A 21,208-nucleotide genomic window follows, 5' to 3' on the forward strand; every position below is an offset into this window, starting at 1 on the left:
GGATTATTTTTTGTCATTATAAAATTTAGTTGGATAAATCCACAAAAACCCTTTCTCCTGAACTCAATCCGCTTAAAATTTGAGTTTGATCATTAACCGATACACCAATGGTTACGGGGCGAAATTCAGGCTCATTATTCTCATCGGGTACCATTACCCCAGTTTCGCCTTCTTCGGTTACGATCGCAACGGTAGGCACTGTTAAACTACTATCTAGTTGCTCCCCTAAAAATGTGACTTCCACATTCATTCTTGATAAAAGTTTTTCTTGTTGTTGGGGGATAGCAATGGTGACTTCAAAGGAGGTTACATTTTGTTCCACGATCGCCTCGGGCGCAATTTTTTGTACAATACCTTCAAACACCTCATCAGGATAAGCATCCGCTACAATTTGCACAGGTTGCCCCATTTCTATTTGGCGCAAATCAATTTCGGGAATTTTGGCAATGATTTCTAAGCCTCTGGCAAGGGCAATAATAGAGCTTGAGGTGGCGGAGGAAGTAGCCGAAGCGGAAGTGGTAGGAGTTACAAAAGCACCCTCTGAGGCAAATTTTTGAGTAACAATACCATCAAAGGGAGCAGTTATAAAAGTATCCTGAAATTGAATTTCAGCTATTTTTAGGTTAGCTTCCGCCGCTTGAATATTGGCTCTGAGACGTTCTAACTCCGCTTCTCCCCTTACCTGTCTTTCCTGAATAGAGGCTTGGATTTCGGCAACGTTGGCTTCTAATCTTCTGATTTCAGGCTCGGCAGTGTTTTCTATTTCCTGAATCCGTTGGACTATTTCTTGGATACGGGCTTGAGCGACCAAAAATTCATTGGCTACACGGTCAAATTCATCTTGGGAGATAACTCCTTCCTCGAGGAGGGCTTGATTTCTCTGGGCTTGAATCTCAGCCAGTCTAAGTCTTGATTCTGCTTCCCTAAGTTGCGATCTCGCTTGCTCAGAGCGTAGGGGGATTCGTCTTCTTGACTCCTCTAAGGTGGCGGCTGCTTGGGCTAGTCTTGTCTCTAATACTTGTAAGTCGGCACGAGTTCTAATATCCGTCTCCTGCGCCCCTGCTTGGGCTTCTGCTAACCTTGCTTGGGCGTTAGCCCCTTGGGCAAAAAGTTCTTCATTTTGCATTACGGCAATGGGTTGCCCTTCTTGAACTATACTACCTTGTTCTACTAATAAACGGGTTAAAATACCGGGGTTTTTGGGGCTAATATTGACACTCTGCACAGGTTGAACTACCCCACTGGCTCTGATTTCGAGGGTTAATGGCCGTTGGGTAACTAATACTGTGTTTTCATCTAATCGACTGGTGGCATTAGGACGATTCAAAATACCATAGGTTGCACCGCCTAGTAATAGTATCCCCCCAATCATCGCTCCGATAATCCAAGGGAGAGGATTTTTTTCTTTCTCAACATTACTGACTGTCATAAATTAGATGCTTTTTTGTATGTAGTTCAATTTTTACACATTATTATAAAACCTTACTCAAGATTGTAAAGTTTATCCCCTCATCTGTTTTTTTTGACAAAAAAGGGGACACTTTGTTCCCCTCTTATCATTGTATTCAAGATTTTTGATCTCGATCGCGCCTACGACGATCCCGCCATTCTAGGGTTGTTAAGTATAATATACCACCACTGACAAGGACCAAAAGGGCGATCGCCACTAAGAATAAAACATTAAGAATAGAGATCGATTCCACAACTTAAAAACCTTTGCGCCCCCATACTACCATTGCAATAGACCATGTAAATAAAGAAAGTACACCAACCCAACCTAGAGTAAGAATATCCATATTTTCTTAATATTAAAGATTATTTTAAATAAACAGCATAGTATATTTTATCATTTATTATCCCTCGAAAACAGTTATTAAGCCAATCATGATCACCCTAGGGGAGTTAGGAGAAAAGATAGTCAGTACATGGCTAGAACCGCAAAACTATCAAATATTGCACCACCGATGGCATTGCCGATGGGGCGAAATTGATTTGATTGCCCTAGATAACAATAACTCTGAGCTAGTTTTTATTGAAGTTAAAACCCGTAAACCACAAAATTGGGATCAAAATGGACTAGAAGCCCTCAATATAAATAAACAGAAAAAAATTTATACTACTGCTCAAATATTTCTTTCTAAAAACCCCCTTTGGCAAAATTATAATTGTCGTTTTGATTTGATTTTATCTACTTATATTATAAGAAAAAATAACTCTAATCAAGGCTCAATAAAAATATTAAACAGCAATCAAATTATATATGAAAACCATATTTTTACTATCAAAAATCATCTAAAAAATGTTTTATAAAATCTATTTATTCTCTTGCAAAGGGAAAAAGTATAAAGAGACAACAGAAAATAATAATAGTGCCTTTTAAAATCTTGTTTAGGTATTTATTAAACTTTTTATATGATATTATAAAAAAATATGAGATGTACAAGTTAATTAACAAAGATTAAAGTTGGATAAACAACAAATCAAAACAGCCATAGATTTATTTGCAGGGATTGGGGGATTTAGACTAGCCCTCGAAAAAAACGGAATACAATGCGTTTACTCCAATGATCATAATAAATATAGTTGCCAAACGTATTCCTGTACTTTAGACTAATTTGAACTGTAAGAAGCTATGATCCTTATATAGCAAGAATTTTGACTATTCTTATCCGTTTAATGTAAAAAATATAAAATATACGTCATATAAGGGTTTCAGCGTTTAAAATTAGATTTAGTCTAAACTCAAGGTATTCAGCAAACTTTGGAGACATCCATTGTGCCGATTTAAATGAGATTCCCGCAGAAACAATACCTAGCTTCGATTTATTATGCGGAGGTTTTCCTTGTCAACCCTTTTCCATTGCAGGGGTGAGCAAAAAACAATCTTTAGGCAGAAAGCATGGTTTTGATGATGAAAAACAAGGTAATTTATTTTTTGAGATTTTAAGAATCATTGACTATCATCAACCAAAAGTAATTTTTTTAGAGAATGTTAAAAATTTAAAAAGTCACGATAAAGGTAATACATGGAAAGTAATTAAAAGTAAATTATCCCAAAGAGGTTATAATATTTTTTCTCAAATAATTGATGGTAAATACTATCTTCCTCAACATAGAGAAAGAATTTTTATTATCTGTTTTAACCAAAGCTATTTTCCTGATCTCGATTTTAGTTTTCCGAATCCACCACAAAAAAGATTGTATGAATTACAGGATATTTTTGAAGAAAATGTAGATAATAAATATACTTTATCAGATAAATTATGGAGTTATTTACAACAACATAAAGAGAATAGCAAAGCGAAAGGAAATGGTTTTGGCTACGGAATTATTGATCACAAATCTGAATACACTAGAACTTTAAGTGCTAGATACTATAAAGATGGCTCAGAAATCTTAGTTGAGCAAAGTAATAAAAATCCTCGACGTTTAACTCCCCGTGAGTGTGCAAAATTACAAGGTTTTCCTGATGATTTTATAATTCCAGTATCTGATAATCAGGCATATAAACAGTTTGGAAATTCTGTCATTGTGCCATTAATTAATGACATTATCACACAAATTAAATTGACGGTAGATCAATACAACACTAAATATTATCTAAAATCAGCAACACCAAATTAACTAATAGGGGCAAAATCTAAGCAAAAACAAGTCCCTTCGTTTTTAAAAGAAGTAACCTCAATTTCTGCGTCCAATTGTTGGGTTAATAACCTTACTAACCTTAAACCCAATGAAGGACTTTCTTCCCAGTTTAAATCATCAGGAAAACCTTTACCGTTATCTTTTACTTCAAGGATAATATGTTGTTCACTTTTGAGAAATAAATTAATGGTTACTTCCCCTTTACCGTGGGGGAAAGCGTGTTTAAAAGCATTGGTAACTAATTCATTGATGAGTAAACCTGCGGGGATAGCTGTTTCAATGTTGAGATAACATTCGGCGAGATTGGTTACGGGTTTGATACCTTCTCGGCTATTGTTATAGGAGAGGAAAAGGTTAGACACAAGGCGGTTGATGTAGTCGGCAAGATTTATTTCGGAAAGGTCATCGGACTGATATAATTGCTCGTGGATGACTGCCATGGTTTGGATACGGTTTTGGCTATCGTGGAAAAGGTTACGCACTTGCTCATCTTCTACATAGCTTGATTGCAGGTTGAGTAATCCTGAGATGACATACAGGTTATTTTTGACTCTATGATGGATTTCCTTAAGTAAGACTTCTTTTTCTTGGAGGGATTTGAATAGTTTTTCTTCGGCTTCGTGACGTTGGGTAACGTCGGTGGAAATTCCGTCAATACTTACAGCCCTACCATATCTATCATAGACTATGTGCGATCGCTCTCTAACCCATCTTTCTTTACCTGTGGACAAAATAATTTTATATTCTAATTCCCAACTCTTATTGGTTTCATTTTGCAAAATTCCCAGTTTATAACCTTCCAAAATCTCCTGCCATGTATTCTCTACATCTTGACGATATTCTGGCGCCACCATATCTAACAACAATCCCCGATTTGCCAAAATAGACGCAGGGGAATGACCATATAATATTTCACAGGCAGGGTTAATGTAACGTAAATTCATATCTGGCAAAGACATTGACCATACTACATCCTGTAAGGAACTAAGAACACTATTTAAACGGGATTCGCTTTTTTGTAAAGATTCTTCCGCCTGTTTGCGATCGCTTATATCATTAATTACAGCGATAAAGTAAGATGGCTCAACGGATACCCACACCACCGACATAGTCAGATATATCCAAAGATAATCATCATGGGGGCGTTTGATGCGAATTTCCCGCTCAAAAGTAGCCCGATTACTAGCCAACAACTCTGATAAATCCGTCAGGGTATCCGAAACATCATCGGGGTGAATGAGGGCATGGAAATCCATTTCCGACAACTCATGACGATTGTAGCCCACCAACTGAGTAAACTTATCATTCACCAAAACTAACTTACCAGGGAGGCTAACCTGCACAATACCAACCGCCGCTTGATTAAAAATACTACGGAATCTTTCCTCACTCAACTTCAGCCTGAGTTGTGCCAGTCTTACCTCCTCAATATCCTGCCCACAGGCAATAATACCAATACCTTCTCCCTTACCATCAGTAAAGCGGTTAACATTCCATAACAAAGTCCTTTCAGTGCCATCAGCCACCATTACCTTACTTTCTAAATTTCTTTGTACCTTACCTTCTACCAAAGTAATATCTAGTTTTTCCCTCAAAATATCCCTATCACTGGGGGCAACAAACAATAAAAAGTAATCTTCTCCTAATACCGACTCCCTCGTCCAACCAAATATTTTTTCCGCCTCCTCATTCCATTCCATGATACGATAATCTTGATTTAGTACCACCAACACTGTCCCTGCGGTTTGCACAAAGGTGCGTAACTGGGTAGTGGTTTGCTCTAATTCCTCCGTACGGTCTTTTACCCTAGTTTCCAACTCTTCATTTAAACTGCGTAACTGTTCCTCGGCTTGTTTTGCCAAAGTAATATCCCGTGCTACAGCGTAAAAGGTTCCCTCCTCGTAGGGTAAACTCTTCCATGCCAACCAACGATATAATCCATCCTTGGTGCGCCAACGATTCTCAAAATTTTGACTAGGAAAACCTCGACTCAGCCTTTCTAATTCTTCGGCGGTGATTTCCACATCATCGGGATGGATAAAGGAGAGCATATTTTTATTAATCATCTCCTCCTCCCCATAACCGAGGGTGGTAGAAAAGCTGGAGTTTACCCGTATAAATGAGCCGTCAACCCCCGCAATACAAAACATATCAAGGGATAAATTGAAAAAGTAGTCTAACTGTCTTTGGGATTTGGTGCGCAGGGTGGCGGTGGCTAAAACGTTGGCGACGGTTTGTAAAAAGTTGATTTCTTCGGGGCTAAATTTCCGTTGATTTTGGCTATATACGCCGATAATACCAAAGTAGTTATCATTACTACCAATATTCACCATCGCCCCACTGATAATGTTGGTGTTGTGCAAAAATGGTGGAGGGCTAAATCTTGTTTCTACGAGCAAATCCTCGGTGATGACAGGCTCTTTGACGGTCATGGTGTACCCCGGCATCCAACGGGGAGAAGAACCGACTCTAGCGACTCCTAGCCACATATCCTGCCATCCTACCCCTGCCTTAAGGACAAAAGCGGCTTGATTGGCTTGTAGTTCGAGGAGGTTACAATATTTGACGTTGAGGGTTTCGGCGATAATTTTGACAGTGGTTTTTTGTAATATTTCTAAGTTGTTGGTGATAAGGGCTGTATTACCTAGGTGGGCGATGGCTGTTTGATATTTCGCCACTTGAAAGGCTTTCTGGGCGGATTGTGATTGTTGAATGGCGATCGCCACTTGAGCCGCTAATTTTTGTAATAAATCCAACTCATCTTTTTGCCAATGACGGGGAGTAAAGGAGTTTTGGGCAGCCAACAAACCCCAAAGATGATCATGAAAAATAATAGGCACAACTAAATTTGCCTGTACCTGAATCCCTAACAATAAATCGAGGTGACAAGGGGATAAATTAGCAGTAAAAACATTGTCTGTGGCTTGGATTCTACCATTTAAATAGGGTTTAATAAAGTCTTTGGCAAAACAATGATCTTGCACTACCCTACCTAAAATGGACATGACGTTTTGTCCTGCCGATTCAGCTATAATCACTCCGTCTCCGTCAGGGTATAATTGATAGATTATCACGCGATCGCAATCTAAAAAAGAACGTACCTCATTGACAGTACTCCCCAAAATATCATCTAACTTCAAAGATTTGCGAATACGAGAACTAAGACTAGATAATAACTTTTCCTGTTCAACTTGTTTTTGCTCTAACCTTACTGCAGTTTTAAGAGAGTCTAATTCTTGCTGTTGTTGTCGTAAATAATTTTGTTGCCAAAGAGGATTCAGCACCTTTATTAAATGGGAAGGGGTGATTAAGCTCAATTTTTCAACAAAACTATGGTGGGAAATATTTCCTATACCCAACTCACAAAAAGACTTCGATAATTCTTGCTCTAAAGTACCATTTTGATGGTGTGCCAAAACAGCCCATTTATGTTGTAAAACATTTACAATAGTAGGGATTTTTTCTTTGGAAGAAAAAGAAGGAATTTCTCCTAAACTTAAACTTTGTAGGTGCGGATTCTCCCAGCTTGTATCAATAAAAGCCTTAATAATATCGTGAGGAGAAACTATTTTTAATTGTTGATCATGATTAATAACAAATCCATGTTGCCCAAGGCTATCAACATATTTTTCAGCTATTTTTAAAATACTATCTCCCTGATCCACTACAATTAAATTAGGCTTGAAAATGCTGTTTAAGGTAACTCTGTGATATAAAGAATCCTTGACAAGATAACGAATTAAACTTTTAGCATTAATATAACCATTAAAATTATCCCTTTCATTTAAACAACCATAAACATCATATTTTCCTTGAAAAATTCCTTGGGCAATGGTAAAAACGTCTGTTAATTCTGTTTCCTTTTGACAGGGAAAACTCTGACAAAAGTTTTTTGCCCGTAGAGAATAAATATTAACCCCAGTAGTAATTATTTTTATTACCCTTTCGATGGTAATAACCCCTAAAGGAATATGACAATCAACAACGATTAAACAATCGCATCCTTGATCAAACTTTCTTAATACTTCTAAAAAGGTAGCTTCGGGGGAAACTGTGACAGGTTGATGATTAATGATTGCCCAATTTTCTATGTGAGGGACATTTTCTACCGTGGGATAATTCATTAGTTTGGAGCTTTATTACCTATCTTCATGGTAGTCTAATTTTCATTGCTTTTATGACATCGTTAAGGTTTTGAGATGTAGAGGTATTATCAATAAATAATTCAGTGATTAATTCTTGATTCTTAATTTTCTTCAAAAGTAATTTGATTAGATTGATAGGATGAAGGCTCAACGTGAATAATAGTGCGGACAGGATGGAATTTTTGTTGTAGTTTTTTCTCTACTTCTTCAGTAACTAAATGGGCGGTTTCTACATCCTTGGGTTTAACGATAAGGTGCATTTCAATAAATACTTGTCTGCCCAATAAACCCCTAGAGGCGATGTCGTGGCAGTTGATAACCCCATCTACTTCCATGACGGTTTGATAAATAGCTTCAGGGGCGATCGCCATTTGATCCACCAGCCATGGTATATTGTTTTGTAACACATCCCAACCACTTTTAAAAACGAGAAAAGCCACAGGAAAAGCCAACCATACGTCAAGGGCTTGAAAAGGAATAAAAAACCCCTGATTAGAAGCCCAAATGCCTACAAGTCCAGCTAAAACGATGATTGTCACCCACACATCACTCATGGTATGACTAGCATCAGCCACGAGAATTTGACTACCTAATCTTTTGCCTACTCTACGCTCATAAAAGGCCACAAAGATATTGATACCCAACACTAAGAACAATAGCCACAACTCTGCCACCTCAATGGTTACAGTGTCACTAGGCACAAAAATACGAGCGATCGCACTTTTAAAAATTTCAAAACAAGCAATCCCCAAAAACACCGCAACTCCCAACGCCCCAAGGGCTTCAAACTTCTGGTGTCCATAGGGATGATCTCGATCTGGAATAGGAGAAGAAAGCTGATTTGTCACCAAACCCAAAATATTATTTACCCCATCGGTGACACTATGAAGAGCATCTGCTTGTAAACTGAGAGAGCCAGTTAAAACACCAATTACCCCCTTAATTATCACCACCGTCATATTTAAAACGAGGGTAATTAACAACACCTTTTTAACTTCTTTTCTGATGTCTTGTGCCATAGTTATCCATTGTCAATGACCCATTGTTCAATGACCAGTTTAGTTATAATTGTTATGGGAAAGCCTATATACTTACTTAATTATATAATTCACGATGCGAAACTATAAGGTAACAATTCATAACCGCCAAACCAACACCACGGAAACTGTCATAGTACCTGAAGATCAATATATTTTAAGAACCGCCGAAAATCAAGATGCCGATGCTCCTTTTTCCTGTCGCAATGGCGCTTGTACCGCCTGCGCGGTAAGAGTAATTGAAGGAGATGTATATCAACCTGAAGCCATGGGATTATCTCCTGATTTACAAAAAGAAGGTTACGCTTTATTATGTGTTAGCTATCCTCGCTCAGATTTAGTGGTAGAAACCCAAGACGAAGATGAGGTGTATGAATTGCAATTTGGACGTTATTTTGGTCGTGGTAAAGTTCGTTTTGGTTTTCCCATTGAGGATGATTAATTTTTGGCTTGATGGTTAAAAATGGATAATTTTAAAGGGTTTGTGCTTTCAATTATTCTTTGTTGTCTATTATCCTCCTGTGGACAAAATGCTTCATCGGATAAGTTCGTTTCTGGGCAACTGATGCGGGTTGTTAGTGGGCAAACCCTTGAGGTAGCTATCAATAATCAAGTCTATGGAGTGCGTTTAACTGGTTTCGATGTGCCTGAACCTCAGCAAGAAATGGCAGAAAAAACCTTAACCAACCTACTCACAAATAATCTTCAAAATCCTCTTAATTCTATCACTATCACCCTTGAAACAGATTTAAGTTCAAAAGATTCATTTGATCGACTTTCTGCCTATGTATGGCTAAATTCTGATTTTATTAACCAAAAAATTATTGAGGATGGAAGTGCGATCGCCAATTTAACCTACACAGACGGGAAATATGATGATATTTTAATCAATGCCCAAAACTATGCCCGAATTATGAATAAAGGAATTTGGGAGACAAGAGATAATTGATGATTGTTATTATCATTTTCCACCTAAACTAAAAATCACAGCCCTATATAGCAACTCCCCATAAATGAAAGATTATCGCAACTTATTATCAGATTTAATCAATCAGTATCAAAAACGAGTAGATTTCCTAAGTATTCGCCTAGAAAACTCTGAAGGTACCAATATTGCCCTGAGAAATGGGGCGGTAGAAACCCTCAGCGAAGGGGTATCCGTAGGGGGGCAGGTAAGGGCTTGTTATAAAGGGGGTTGGGGTTTTGCTACCTTTAATGATTTATCACAGCTTAAAGAAAGGGTCGAAGAGGCGATCGCCTTTGCCCGTATCATAGGAGATGATGAGACACTCCTTGCCCCTGTGGAAACGGTGGAGGCAAATTGTCAGTTGCCCCTCATTGGCACCAATCCCCGTTTAATTCCATTGGGGGATAAAAAAGCATTATGTGACCATTACTATCACATTCTCAAAAATTATCATCCTCACATCAATTCCGCATCCGTCACCTATTACGATGCCCAACAAGAAATCATCCTCGCTACCTCCGAAGGAAGCATGATACAACAGTCTTGGATTGATAGTGAAATGCGCTTCAGTGCGATCGCCAAAAAAGCCCATCAAATACAAACGGGGCGAGAAACCACAGGTACAAGGAAAGGTTATGAAGATTTAACCAACCTTGATAAACAGGTAGAAAGTGCCTCCATTCGTGCCGTAAATGCCCTCAGTTTACCCTCCGTCAAGGGTGGCAAATATCCCGTAGTAATTGACCCTATCTTAACAGGGTTATTTGTCCATGAGGCTTTTGGGCATCTTTCTGAAGCAGACATGGCCTATGAAAACCCCGATTTATTAGAAGTGATGACCATGGGGCGCAAATTTGGCGAGGAATTTTTGCAAATTTTTGACGGGGCAATGCCCGAAGGACATCGGGGCAGTTATTATTATGACGATGAAGGCACCAAAGCAACCACCACCCAGTTAATCAAAGATGGTGTTTTGGTGGGCCGTTTACACTCTCGGGAAACCGCTGGAAAATTGGGAGAAAAACCCACAGGCAATGCCCGTTGTCTCAACTACCATTATCCTCCCATCGTCCGCATGACTAACACTTGGATTGGTAGGGGTGAAACTCCTGTTAAGGATTTATTTAGCAATATTTCCGAGGGGGTATATGCTTCTAATTGGTTAGGAGGCATGACAAACGGAGAGATGTTTACTTTTAGCGCGGGGGAGGCGTGGATGATTCGAGATGGACAAATTGCCGAGCCTGTAAAAAATGTCACCCTTTCAGGAAATGTCTTTAAAACCTTAGCACAAATAAGTGCGATCGGTGATGACTTTTACTGGGATGAGTCAGGGGGTTGTGGTAAAGGAGGGCAATCTGGCTTGGCGGTAGGATGCGCTGGCCCTAGTTTACGCATTGAGGAGATAGTTATTGGGGGAGAAAGTTTGGAGTAATCTATCTTCAGTGATCATAAGCCATCTATCGGACTTGAACCGACAACCTTATCATTACAAGTGATGTGCTCTACCAATTGAGCTAAGATGGCAAGTTTAGTATCGTGAAATACTGTTTAGTAGATATAAAAACTACTTTTTTCATTTGCACAATACATTATAACCAATAGAGTGGGGAGATTGTCAAGAAAAGATTTAGACTAACTGAGATTGAATCGCCCAACGGGATAACTCTGTACGATTATGTAAACCCGTTTTGTTGAGCATATTCGACACATGACTCTCTATGGTGCGCTGACTTACCCCCAACTCAATAGATATTTCCCGATTTGATAAACCTTGAGAAACCAAACTCACTACTCTTGTTTCTGTGGGAGTTAACTCCACCGACTTAGGTACTTGAATCCTTTTGGTATCAGCCCCTACAGCATTACTACTTATCAGACGTTGACTATAATTAAGAGTAGATTTTACTTGAGCAACTAATTCTTCAGGCTCAAAAGGTTTTACTAAATATACATCAGCCCCCTGATTTAAACCTTTAATCCTATCTTGAGTTTGGGTTTTGGCTGATAAAAAGATGATAGGTAATTGATTCCATTGGGTATTTTGACGTATTTCTTCCACAAAGGTATAGCCATCCATTTCGGGCATCATCACATCACAAATAATTAAATCTGGTGTTTCCCTTTCCAAAATACTGAGGGCTTCTCTGCCCTGACTCGCTATCAACACTTGATAACCATTAAATTCGAGATAATCTTTAACCAACAAAATTAGGTTAGGATCATCATCAATGAGAAGTAATTTATTAGGACTAGAGTTTTGTGTGTCTTTCATTATTATGGGATGTTTTTAGGCAACTTCAACGGTACTAGATTGAGATAAGGCAATAAGGGCTAAGTCAATCACATTATCATCAAAACTGAGAATTTTAGCAGTGATACCTGGACCAAAAAATTTAGTAATTTTGTCTAACTTTTCTTCCCATATTTCTCTGGTAATTAAAGGGGTTTGAAACTGTAACACGAGGGTATATTTACCGTCAATTTCTATTTCTTTGAGAGTAGTTAGAATAGGTCTTTCCTCATCTGTGGGGCTTAATCCTATGCGCTCCAAGGCTTCGTCCAGATGGGCTTCTTGCCCGTAGCGATAACGAGTGACATCTTTTCTTAGCTGGTTTTGAGTATCGGTGGCTTGGGCTTCCCTTAGACTAAGGACTTCTTTGGGGGTTTCTTCGGAAAACGGTACGGGTTTCAATTCGGCGGCTTTGAGGGCAAGTCCTCCCAACAAAAGGGGAATTCCGTAGAAAAATCCCGCTAAGTTCAGGGTAGAGTTTCCTTTGGCATAGGCTACAAAGCCCACAGCCGTTAAGATTGAGCCAATGATTAAACCAACTAATGCTAAAGGAATTTTACGAAACATAGATCTATAATTACTATTAAAATAATATTTGATGGAATATTTATTATGTTCATAATATCAAAATAAGAACCATAAAATCTTGGGTATTGGTTTAATAATGGTTAAATTTTAGTGTTCACATCTATTCTAACTTTATCTATTCATTTTTCTAGGGTCTATGTATCCTTTGATTTTAGCTGTGTTAAAGTTTAAGGTTAATGATGGGAGTCCACTTTTGTGTATAATTAGGGATAACAAAAGGCTTCGGTTGGTAATTTGTTTTATGGGTAAAATTTTGTTTAATAATTTTGTTTCTCCCCCATAGTTGTTATGGGATATGCTATCTGACTTGGGGTCGAGTAATATAGTTACGAATACTTGGAATAATAATATTTTGATTTTAGACCGAGAAATATAATTAAGAAATAGTTAGATATTTGAATGATAAAGTTTGCTTCATCGAACTTCCTGACTCTATGGATACTGGGAAGAAAGATTGATTTTTTGTTGTAAATATGAATTAATAAATATATGGCTTTAACGATTGAACAAGAATTATTAAAGGCGGTGGGTAAGCGTCGCAATTTTGCGATTATTTCTCACCCTGACGCTGGTAAAACGACGTTGACTGAAAAACTTTTGCTTTATGGGGGTGCTATCCACGAAGCAGGGGCAGTGAAGGCAAAAAGAGAACAAAGAAAGGTTACTTCTGACTGGATGGAAATGGAGAAGCAGAGGGGAATTTCTATTACCTCTACGGTATTACAGTTTGCTTACCGTGATTATCAAATCAATCTTTTGGATACCCCCGGACACCAAGATTTTAGTGAGGATACCTATCGCACCCTAGCGGCAGCAGATAATGCGGTGATGTTAATTGATGCGGCTAAGGGTTTAGAGCCTCAAACCCGCAAATTATTTGAGGTGTGTAAGTTGCGATCGCTCCCTATCTTTACATTTGTTAATAAAATGGATCGCCCTGGTCGTGAACCCCTAGAATTATTGGATGAGATCGAACAAGAGTTGGGTCTAAAGACTTTTGCGGTTAACTATCCCGTGGGTATGGGTAACTACTTTAAAGGGGTATATAGTCGTCGCCAAAAGGCTTATCATCTGTTTGATAGAGTCGTCCATGGTAAAGATGAAGCCCCCGAAATGATTATTCCTGACGGGGATAAAAGTATCAAGGATTATCTGGAAGCTGATTTATATGAGCAAACCCTTGAGGAATTGGAGTTAGTCAGTGAGGCGGGTTCGGATTTTGACTTAGAAGCTATTCACGCAGGAAAAATGACCCCTGTGTTTTTTGGTAGTGCCATGACTAACTTCGGGGTGCGTTTATTCCTCGATGCCTTTTTGGAATATGCGCTGCCCCCCACCCCCAGAAACTCTACTCTAGGAGAATTAGAGCCTACTTACCCTGATTTTAGTGGTTTTGTCTTTAAATTACAGGCCAATATGGATGCCAGACACCGTGACAGGGTGGCTTTTGTGAGGGTATGTACAGGGAAATTTGAGAAGGATATGTCCGTAAACCATGCGCGCACGGGCAAAAGTATTCGTCTTTCTCGCCCTCAGAAGTTATTCGCCCAGGGGAGAGAGTCTATTGATGAGGCCTATCCTGGGGATGTGATTGGTTTGAATAATCCGGGGATGTTCGCCATTGGGGATACCATCTACCTAGGTAAAAAAATTGAGTATGATAAGATACCTAGTTTTTCTCCTGAGTTATTCGCTTTTCTCAAAAATCCTAATCCTTCTAAGTTCAAGCAATTTCAAAAAGGGGTACAAGAGTTGCAGGAGGAAGGGGCTGTACAAATTATGTACTCCAAGGATGAGTTTATCCGTGATCCTATTTTGGCGGCAGTGGGGCAGTTACAATTTGAAGTGGTGCAACATCGTTTGTTGAATGAGTACAATGTGGACTCAAGGCTTGAACCCATGAGCTACGGAGCGGCACGGTGGGTAATTGATGGTTGGGAAGCTCTTGAAAAGGTGGGTCGTTTATTTAATACCATGGTGGTTAAGGATTCTTTGGATCGTCCTGTACTATTATTTAAGAATGAATGGAATATTAATCAGGTTCAAGGTGATCATCCTGATTTACGGTTAAGTGCGATCGCCTGATAACCCTTTTATGATGAATAAAAATCCCCCAGCAATTTACTGGGGGTCTGAATGTTTGCCACAAACATCTAGCTGTAAATAATACCAAATCCTATTTAGATCTGTAGTTTAGACTAAATGGAAAGTGGAGCAAGGAAGGACAAGACATAAAAGAAAAATAGAGAGAAAATATAAATAAGCAAAAATAAAATCTTCTCTCTATGAACAAATATAGCAGACTGGAAAATTTCCGTCATGACACCTATGAAATGTTAGTCAAAGGTAAAGATGCCACTTTTCAATTGATGGATAGTGTTATGACCACGGAAAATGCTCGTAGTTTGGCAGATTTTTCTTTATCACCTTTTTTCCATCGGCAATGGTGTAGTACCTATGAAGCCATAAAAGATTGTCGTCCGAACAGCAACAAATTGATGAAACGATATATTCAAGAAATAGACACCTTAGAATATACATTACTAGGTATAGATCATACTCAGTGGAAGTTTGAAGATAGTCCCACCATGAAAGATAGAGGTTATCAATATTCTTCGTCATCCATCAATTCATCGGTCATAGGACAAGGATATAGCACCATCGCTTGGTTACCACCATTGAATGAGAAAGGAAGTTGGGCATTACCTTTAAGACATGAAAGAATCACATCCTTTGAAAATCCTCTGGGTAAAGCAACATGGCAACTAAGGCAAGTGTGTAGAAAATTGCCAGAAAATAAACCGAAATTGGTGGTGTTGGATTGTGAGTATGGCAATGGCAAATTTATTAAGCAAACCGCAGATATTGAAATCAGTAAGTTGATTAGAGTACGTTCTAATCTATGTCTTTATGGTAATCCTCCAGCCTATAGCGGTAGAGGCAGACCGAAAAAACATGGGGCAAAGTTGAAATTAAATCAATGTGACCATTTTCCCCATGCCCATGAAATATTAGAAATGGAAGACTCATCCCTAGGAACAATACGGATGAGTAAATGGAAAGAACTTCATTTCTACAATGCCCCTTCACAAAAGCTAACCCTGTTTAAAATTGAACGATTGAAGCAGAAAAAAACTGGTGCTTTACATCGCCCACTGTGGTTAATCTGGGTGGGAGAGCAATTTTTATCTTCTTCCAATATTTGGATTCAATACAGCCGACGATTTGGTGTGGACCACTGGTATCGTTTCGCCAAGCAAAGATTACATTGGACGTTACCCCATTTTCGCACCCCTGAGAGTTGTCAAAGGTGGAGCAATTTAATTGTCAATATTACTTGGCAGTTATGGTTATCCAAGGATTTAGTCAAAGAATATCATCTGCCATGGCAAAAACCTCAACAGAATTTAACCCCCGGAAGAGTGGCTCTGTCTATGACTTCATTATTGATGGACATTGGAAGTCCTACCCTTTCTCCTAAAAGTCGGGGAAAATCCCATGGCTGGCCTAAAGGTCGAAAAAGAAACAAAGCTAAAGTTTATCCTACGGTTAAAAAGCGTTTATCTAAGACTAAAAAAAGACCAAAAAAATAACTTTTAAGCCATTATTAAATTCATTTATAGCGTTTTTGAGCTAATCTTTGTTAGCTTACTTATTCTCTTACAATTTTTTCTTAGTCTAAACTACAGTTAGATAGTATATGTATTTACTCGAAATGATTGAGGTTGATGATAGTTATTAGTCTACTCTTAGTTTAGGATTTGGTATAATTAATTACTTTTTATCTTTTCTGCGATAAATCCCAAAGTCTGATATGATAGAAGAGCTATACTAAAAATATTAAAAACAAAAGTCGTAGGGAAAAAAAGCGCAATCAAATATGGGCAATAAGCCAACCATCGCCGTCTCTCATTTAGGATGTGAAAAAAATCGTATCGATTCTGAGCATATGCTCGGTTTACTAGCACAATCAGGCTATCAAATTGATAATACCGAGGAATTAGCCGATTATGTGATCGTCAACACTTGTAGTTTTATTGAATCTGCCAGACAAGAGTCTGTCAGAACCTTAGTAGAATTAGCCGAAAATAATAAAAAAATTATTATCTCTGGTTGCATGGCTCAACACTTCCAAGAAGAGTTACTAGCCGAACTACCCGAAGCGGTGGCATTGGTAGGTACAGGAGATTATCAAAATATTGTTGATGTCGTTGAAAGGGTTGAAAAAGGAGAAAGAGTAAAAGCTGTTTCTGCTCAACCTACTTATATTGCCGATGAAAATATACCTCGTTATCGCACCACTACCGAAGGAGTTGCCTATTTACGGGTAGCCGAGGGGTGTGATTATAGTTGTGCTTTTTGCATTATCCCCCACCTGAGGGGCAAACAAAGATCCAGAACCATTGAATCTATTGTTAATGAAGCCAAGCAATTGGCAGATCAAGGGGTTCAAGAATTGATTTTGATCTCTCAAATTACTACTAATTATGGCGTTGACATATATGGTGAACCCAGATTAGCAGAATTGTTAAGAGCTTTGGGGAAAGTGGATATTCCTTGGATTAGAATCCATTATGCTTATCCCACAGGTTTGACGGACAAAGTTATTGAGGCTATCCGAGAAACTCCCAATGTATTACCTTATTTGGATTTACCCCTACAACATTCTGATCCAGATATTTTAAAAGCAATGAACCGCCCTTGGCAGGGCCAGGTAAACGATCGCATCATAGAACAAATCAAGATCGCCCTTCCTGACGCAGTAATGCGCACGACATTTATTGTCGGATTTCCGGGAGAAACGCAACAAAACTTCAAACATTTGTTACAATTTGTAAAAAGGCATCAATTTGATCATGTGGGAGTGTTTACATTTTCCCCCGAAGAAGGAACCAAAGCCTACAACTTAGGTGAACAAGTTCCCGAAGAGGTAAAAATCGCTCGAAGAAATGAATTGATGGAAGTACAACAACCCATTGCGGCAGCAAAAAATGAAGCCCAAATCGGTAAAGTAGTTCCCGTTTTAATCGAGCAGGAAAACCCTGCCACTGGAGAATTAATCGGTCGTTCTCCTCGTTTTGCCCCCGAAGTAGATGGCATAGTCTATGTCCGTGGTGAAGCCAACCTAGGTTCAATAACATCAGTCAGAATTACTGATGCCGATGTCTATGATCTCTATGGTGAAATTGAAATAAGTCAGTAAATATTTATAGTCCAGTTTTATTCACTGGGTTGACCAACCGTTTACGGCTTGTATATCAAGGAAGAGTTTACTATGAAGTAAGAACAAAAAAGTAGGGAATAATTACATAACATTATGAAATTATAGATTCCGTAAATCCTTTGATCCCGTACCCTTAACCAGTTTTGCTTCATTTCAGGTTTTCCCCCAATTCATCTGTGGAGACATCTTTACAGTTCACAATTAAAATAAAATACAGATGACAACTTCTTTCGCAAGTTTAGGACTTTCAGAAACTCTCGTTAACCAATTAGAAAATATTGGTTTTGATACTCCTACTAAAATTCAAACTCTCGCAATCCCTGAATTAATTGCAGGTCGTGATGTTGTGGGACAATCGCAAACTGGTACGGGTAAAACCGCTGCTTATTCTCTCCCTATTTTGGACAGAATTGATAAAAGCGATAAAAGTGTACAGGCTCTCATTCTTGCCCCTACCAGAGAATTGGCTCAGCAGGTAGCCGAAGCCTTTAAGGATTTAATTGGCAGAGAGAAAATCTTTGTTACCACTGTCTATGGTGGTCAATCTATGGAGCGTCAAATTCGCTTTTTAGAAAAGGGATCTCACATTGTGGTGGGTACTCCCGGACGTATTATTGATTTACTCAATCGTAAACACCTTAAGCTCGATAATTTACGCTATGTCGTATTAGACGAAGCCGATGAGATGTTGAGTATGGGCTTTATTGATGATGTTAAAACCATTCTCTCCCGTACCCCTGATTCTCGTCAAACCACTTGTTTCTCGGCTACTATGCCCAAAGAGATTCAACTGTTAGTAAAAGAGTTTATGACAGATGCGGTAAATGTCACTGGGGAAAAACCTCAGGATACTCCTTCTCGCATCGAACAAGTAGTTTATATGGTGCCTCGTGGTTGGTCAAAAATCAAGACCATCCAACCTATCTTAGAAATTGAAGATCCCCAATCGGCGATCATCTTTGTACGCACCAAACGTACTGCTTCCGAGTTAACTTCTAAGTTACAAGAAGCGGGGCAAAGTGTGGATGAATACCATGGTGATTTGAGCCAACAACAAAGGGAACGTTTGATCCAGCGTTGGCGCGATGGCAAAATTAAGGTGGTGGTAGCAACGGATATTGCTGCCCGTGGTTTGGATGTGTCGGATTTAACCCACGTTTTCAACTTTGATTTACCCGATAACACTGAGACTTATATTCACCGTATCGGACGTACGGGAAGGGCTGGTAAGGAAGGTAAAGCTATTGCATTGGTGGAACCTAGCGATCGCCGTTTATTACGTCAAATTGAGCGTCGTTTAAAACAGACTATCACAGTGGAAGTTGTGCCTAACCGCTCTACGGTAGAAGCAAAAAGGATGGTTAAGCTCAAAGAGCAAATCAAAGAATCCCTCAGTGGAGAGCGTTTAGCTTCCTTCCTTCCCATGGTTAAGGAACTAAATGGAGAATATGACCCCAGTGCGATCGCCGCAGCAGTCTTACAGATTCTCTATGACCAAAACTGTCCCGCATGGTTACAACAAGATTGGGAAGTTCCCCCCCCAGCTACTCCTAAACCCAACGTTGGCGGTAAAAAATACGGCCGTGGCGGTGGAAAATATAACCGTGGCAAATCCAGTTATGGCGGTGGAAAACCCAGTCGTAAATACGATCGCCCCCAAGTAAGATAATTTTAAATACTTAAAATTGTTCTTTCCCCCCTTTTTTTAAGGGGGGTTTTTTGTTTTACACAAAGCTGAAAAGTTTGATCAGCATACCACTTTTAAATATCTATTTCACTATTTAATTTTCGCCAAAAAATCATAGAATAACTGCCAATTATCCTCATCATTAATTGGTTGCCAAATTTGTTCAATAAGAGGACGCACAGGAATATTGTTGGGATTAAACCGTTCCAACATTGAAATTATTTGTGTTAAATCTTCTCTCTTAAAATAAGATAAAGCCTTATGATATAAAACTTTCCATCCTTGAAAATTATGAGAGCTAATACTTTGATTTTCCAAAATTAAATCAGCATTATCATACCAACCATCATTAAAATCATTGCTCAAACTAGCAAAAAAATCATGATAACTATACTGAGAATCCTTTAATAAACTTACAGTTTCCGTGACTAAATTTTTGCCCAAATCTTCAGGTAAATCCGTAAAACCCAACCTTCTTAACATAAACTGTTGATAGTATTGATCATAATAACCATCAAAATTTTGTAACCCCTCCTCCAACTCAGAAGAAGCCATTACCAACGATAAAGGTATTTGTAACTTCTCCAAATTCAGACGACAAATAATCGGCTGATTCCCATAACTATATCGTCCACCATAATCAAAATAAGCAGCGATAAACTTAGGATCATAACTATTAATAAAAGCATAGGGACCATAGTCAAAACTTTCCCCCGTAATAGACATATTATCCGTATTCAAAACCCCATGACAAAAACCAGCACTCATCCATTGAGCTGCTAATTTTGCTACCCTTTCCACCAATTCAGCATAAAATTTTCGATAGGGGTTTTCCTGCTCACAAAGATGAGGATAATAATAAAAAATCACATGATCTAATAAATTTTTGATTAAATCAGGTCTTTGAAAATAATGTAACCGTTCAAAGCTACCAAAACGAATATGAGAATGGCTAAATCTTACCATCACCGACGAACGAGTAGGGGATGGCTCATCTCCTCGCCATAAAGATTCCCCCGTTTCAATCAGACAAAAACAACGAGATGTATTTACCCCCAGACGATAGAGAGTTTCTCCCGCAATAACTTCTCTTATTCCCCCCTTCAAAGTCAATCGTCCATCAGCCGTGCGAGAATAAGGAGTACGTCCAGAACCCTTGGTACCAAAATCATAGAGCCTACCATCTTTCCCCCTTACCTGTCCATATAGAAATCCTCTACCATCCCCTAGAGAAGGATTATATTGTCCAAATTGATAACCATGGTATTTGAGAGCGAGGGGCGGACATAAACCCTTAAACTGCCCAAATGCTTCAATCCAGTCCTTTTCTTGCACCGAATCAGCATCAATTCCTATTTCGTGAAGGAGGGATTCATTGGCAAATCTCAGTATGTGTTCGGGAAACTCTGCAGGAGTAACAATATCATAATAATCCTCCCCCAAGTTTTCCATTGCTGGTTCATATTCAAGATTAAAAAAAGGATTGGTCATTGATCAATTCATAGTGATTACAATCACAATTATACGAATCAATGGCGGTGCAAATACTGTTTAAGTAGGTTGGCGAAATTAATTATAGCTCTTATTTTATTAAGACTCTTATGAACAAGGGGTTTAAACCC

18 protein-coding genes and 1 tRNA gene are annotated in these 21,208 nt (G+C 38.7%); 10 read left to right on the plus strand and 9 right to left on the minus strand.

From position 1 onward, the window contains the following. Positions 1-25: 25 nt before the first annotated feature. From A5482_RS09325 to petN, 3 genes are all read right to left on the minus strand, one after another. Complete coding sequence (locus A5482_RS09325) at positions 26-1,429, minus strand: efflux RND transporter periplasmic adaptor subunit (RefSeq protein ID WP_069791507.1); 1,404 nt, start codon at positions 1,427-1,429, stop codon at positions 26-28. Positions 1,430-1,565: 136 nt separating this feature from the next. Beyond that, positions 1,566-1,703 carry a hypothetical protein gene (locus A5482_RS09330; RefSeq protein WP_201150088.1) on the minus strand — a complete coding sequence of 46 codons (138 nt, stop codon included), beginning with the start codon at positions 1,701-1,703 and terminating at the stop codon, positions 1,566-1,568. Positions 1,704-1,706: 3 nt separating this feature from the next. Next, complete coding sequence (petN, locus tag A5482_RS09335) at positions 1,707-1,796, minus strand: cytochrome b6-f complex subunit PetN (RefSeq protein WP_015222656.1); 90 nt, start codon at positions 1,794-1,796, stop codon at positions 1,707-1,709. An 88-nt stretch (positions 1,797-1,884) separates the two neighbouring features. Here petN and A5482_RS09340 point away from each other — a divergent pair, with 88 nt between their 5' ends. From A5482_RS09340 to dcm, 3 genes are all read left to right on the plus strand, one after another. Next, on the plus strand, positions 1,885-2,310 hold the full coding sequence (locus A5482_RS09340) for a YraN family protein (protein ID WP_069791506.1): 426 nt from the start codon (positions 1,885-1,887) through the stop codon (positions 2,308-2,310). A gap of 154 nt (positions 2,311-2,464) precedes the next feature. Beyond that, complete coding sequence (locus tag A5482_RS09345) at positions 2,465-2,614, plus strand: DNA cytosine methyltransferase (RefSeq protein ID WP_083260475.1); 150 nt, start codon at positions 2,465-2,467, stop codon at positions 2,612-2,614. A gap of 110 nt (positions 2,615-2,724) precedes the next feature. Then, a complete protein-coding gene (dcm, locus tag A5482_RS09350) occupies positions 2,725-3,624 on the plus strand; it encodes a DNA (cytosine-5-)-methyltransferase (RefSeq protein WP_255365558.1) in 900 nt (299 codons plus the stop codon). Here the strand turns inward: dcm and A5482_RS09355 are convergent. Beyond that, positions 3,621-7,769, minus strand: coding sequence for a PAS domain S-box protein (locus A5482_RS09355; protein ID WP_069791505.1), 4,149 nt, complete (start codon positions 7,767-7,769; stop codon positions 3,621-3,623). The genes dcm and A5482_RS09355 overlap by 4 nt on opposite strands. Positions 7,770-7,891: 122 nt before the next feature. Next, on the minus strand, positions 7,892-8,809 hold the full coding sequence (locus tag A5482_RS09360; RefSeq protein ID WP_069791504.1) for a cation diffusion facilitator family transporter: 918 nt from the start codon (positions 8,807-8,809) through the stop codon (positions 7,892-7,894). 94 nt (positions 8,810-8,903) lie between these two features. On the opposite strand from A5482_RS09360, the gene A5482_RS09365 reads away from it, so the two are divergent. The 3 genes from A5482_RS09365 to A5482_RS09375 all read left to right on the plus strand — a co-directional run bounded on the left by A5482_RS09365 (position 8,904) and on the right by A5482_RS09375 (position 11,229). Beyond that, positions 8,904-9,269, plus strand: coding sequence for a 2Fe-2S iron-sulfur cluster-binding protein (locus tag A5482_RS09365; RefSeq protein ID WP_069791503.1), 366 nt, complete (start codon positions 8,904-8,906; stop codon positions 9,267-9,269). Positions 9,270-9,290: 21 nt separating this feature from the next. Continuing rightward, positions 9,291-9,776 (plus strand): thermonuclease family protein, encoded by a 486-nt coding sequence (locus tag A5482_RS09370; RefSeq protein WP_083260473.1) that lies wholly within the window; start codon positions 9,291-9,293, stop codon positions 9,774-9,776. 64 nt (positions 9,777-9,840) lie between these two features. Then, a complete protein-coding gene (locus A5482_RS09375; RefSeq protein WP_069791501.1) occupies positions 9,841-11,229 on the plus strand; it encodes a TldD/PmbA family protein in 1,389 nt (462 codons plus the stop codon). Between the two features lie 19 nt (positions 11,230-11,248). Here A5482_RS09375 and A5482_RS09380 read toward each other — a convergent pair. The 3 genes from A5482_RS09380 to A5482_RS09390 form a co-directional block, all read right to left on the minus strand. Continuing rightward, a tRNA-Thr gene (locus tag A5482_RS09380) sits at positions 11,249-11,321 on the minus strand. A gap of 103 nt (positions 11,322-11,424) precedes the next feature. After that, entirely contained in the window at positions 11,425-12,069 is a 645-nt protein-coding gene (locus tag A5482_RS09385) for a response regulator transcription factor (protein WP_069791500.1), read from the minus strand. A 15-nt stretch (positions 12,070-12,084) separates the two neighbouring features. Continuing rightward, positions 12,085-12,654 (minus strand): DUF2854 domain-containing protein, encoded by a 570-nt coding sequence (locus A5482_RS09390; RefSeq protein ID WP_069791499.1) that lies wholly within the window; start codon positions 12,652-12,654, stop codon positions 12,085-12,087. Positions 12,655-13,164: 510 nt separating this feature from the next. Here A5482_RS09390 and A5482_RS09395 point away from each other — a divergent pair. The 4 genes from A5482_RS09395 (at position 13,165) to A5482_RS09410 (ending at position 19,568) form a co-directional block, all read left to right on the plus strand. Beyond that, positions 13,165-14,760 carry a peptide chain release factor 3 gene (locus tag A5482_RS09395; protein WP_069791498.1) on the plus strand — a complete coding sequence of 532 codons (1,596 nt, stop codon included), beginning with the start codon at positions 13,165-13,167 and terminating at the stop codon, positions 14,758-14,760. A gap of 200 nt (positions 14,761-14,960) precedes the next feature. Then, positions 14,961-16,268: an NF041680 family putative transposase gene (locus A5482_RS09400; protein WP_446684748.1), complete on the plus strand. Its 1,308-nt coding sequence runs from the start codon at positions 14,961-14,963 to the stop codon at positions 16,266-16,268. 287 nt (positions 16,269-16,555) lie between these two features. After that, on the plus strand, positions 16,556-17,878 hold the full coding sequence (gene rimO / locus A5482_RS09405) for a 30S ribosomal protein S12 methylthiotransferase RimO (RefSeq protein WP_069789286.1): 1,323 nt from the start codon (positions 16,556-16,558) through the stop codon (positions 17,876-17,878). Positions 17,879-18,116: 238 nt separating this feature from the next. After that, positions 18,117-19,568: a DEAD/DEAH box helicase gene (locus A5482_RS09410; protein ID WP_069789285.1), complete on the plus strand. Its 1,452-nt coding sequence runs from the start codon at positions 18,117-18,119 to the stop codon at positions 19,566-19,568. A gap of 108 nt (positions 19,569-19,676) precedes the next feature. On the opposite strand, the gene A5482_RS09415 is transcribed toward A5482_RS09410, so the two are convergent. Then, positions 19,677-21,077, minus strand: a complete 1,401-nt coding sequence (locus A5482_RS09415) for a protein adenylyltransferase SelO (protein WP_069789284.1) — start codon at positions 21,075-21,077, stop codon at positions 19,677-19,679. Positions 21,078-21,208 lie beyond the last annotated feature (131 nt).

It is taken from the genome of Cyanobacterium sp. IPPAS B-1200, from assembly GCF_001747005.2.
GTDB lineage: Bacteria > Cyanobacteriota > Cyanobacteriia > Cyanobacteriales > Cyanobacteriaceae > Cyanobacterium.

Coding starts and splice junctions, on each gene's coding strand:
- A5482_RS09370 (WP_083260473.1), top strand. CDS start 9,291: ATGGATAATTTTAAAGGGTTTGTGCTTTCAATTATTCTTTGTTGTCTA.
- A5482_RS09385 (WP_069791500.1), bottom strand. CDS start 12,069: ATGAAAGACACACAAAACTCTAGTCCTAATAAATTACTTCTCATTGAT.
- A5482_RS09360 (WP_069791504.1), bottom strand. CDS start 8,809: ATGGCACAAGACATCAGAAAAGAAGTTAAAAAGGTGTTGTTAATTACC.
- A5482_RS09415 (WP_069789284.1), bottom strand. CDS start 21,077: ATGACCAATCCTTTTTTTAATCTTGAATATGAACCAGCAATGGAAAAC.
- A5482_RS09375 (WP_069791501.1), top strand. CDS start 9,841: ATGAAAGATTATCGCAACTTATTATCAGATTTAATCAATCAGTATCAA.
- A5482_RS09410 (WP_069789285.1), top strand. CDS start 18,117: ATGACAACTTCTTTCGCAAGTTTAGGACTTTCAGAAACTCTCGTTAAC.
- petN (WP_015222656.1), bottom strand. CDS start 1,796: ATGGATATTCTTACTCTAGGTTGGGTTGGTGTACTTTCTTTATTTACA.
- A5482_RS09355 (WP_069791505.1), bottom strand. CDS start 7,769: ATGAATTATCCCACGGTAGAAAATGTCCCTCACATAGAAAATTGGGCA.
- A5482_RS09365 (WP_069791503.1), top strand. CDS start 8,904: ATGCGAAACTATAAGGTAACAATTCATAACCGCCAAACCAACACCACG.
- A5482_RS09340 (WP_069791506.1), top strand. CDS start 1,885: ATGATCACCCTAGGGGAGTTAGGAGAAAAGATAGTCAGTACATGGCTA.
- A5482_RS09325 (WP_069791507.1), bottom strand. CDS start 1,429: ATGACAGTCAGTAATGTTGAGAAAGAAAAAAATCCTCTCCCTTGGATT.
- rimO (WP_069789286.1), top strand. CDS start 16,556: ATGGGCAATAAGCCAACCATCGCCGTCTCTCATTTAGGATGTGAAAAA.
- A5482_RS09400 (WP_446684748.1), top strand. CDS start 14,961: ATGAACAAATATAGCAGACTGGAAAATTTCCGTCATGACACCTATGAA.
- A5482_RS09390 (WP_069791499.1), bottom strand. CDS start 12,654: ATGTTTCGTAAAATTCCTTTAGCATTAGTTGGTTTAATCATTGGCTCA.
- A5482_RS09395 (WP_069791498.1), top strand. CDS start 13,165: ATGGCTTTAACGATTGAACAAGAATTATTAAAGGCGGTGGGTAAGCGT.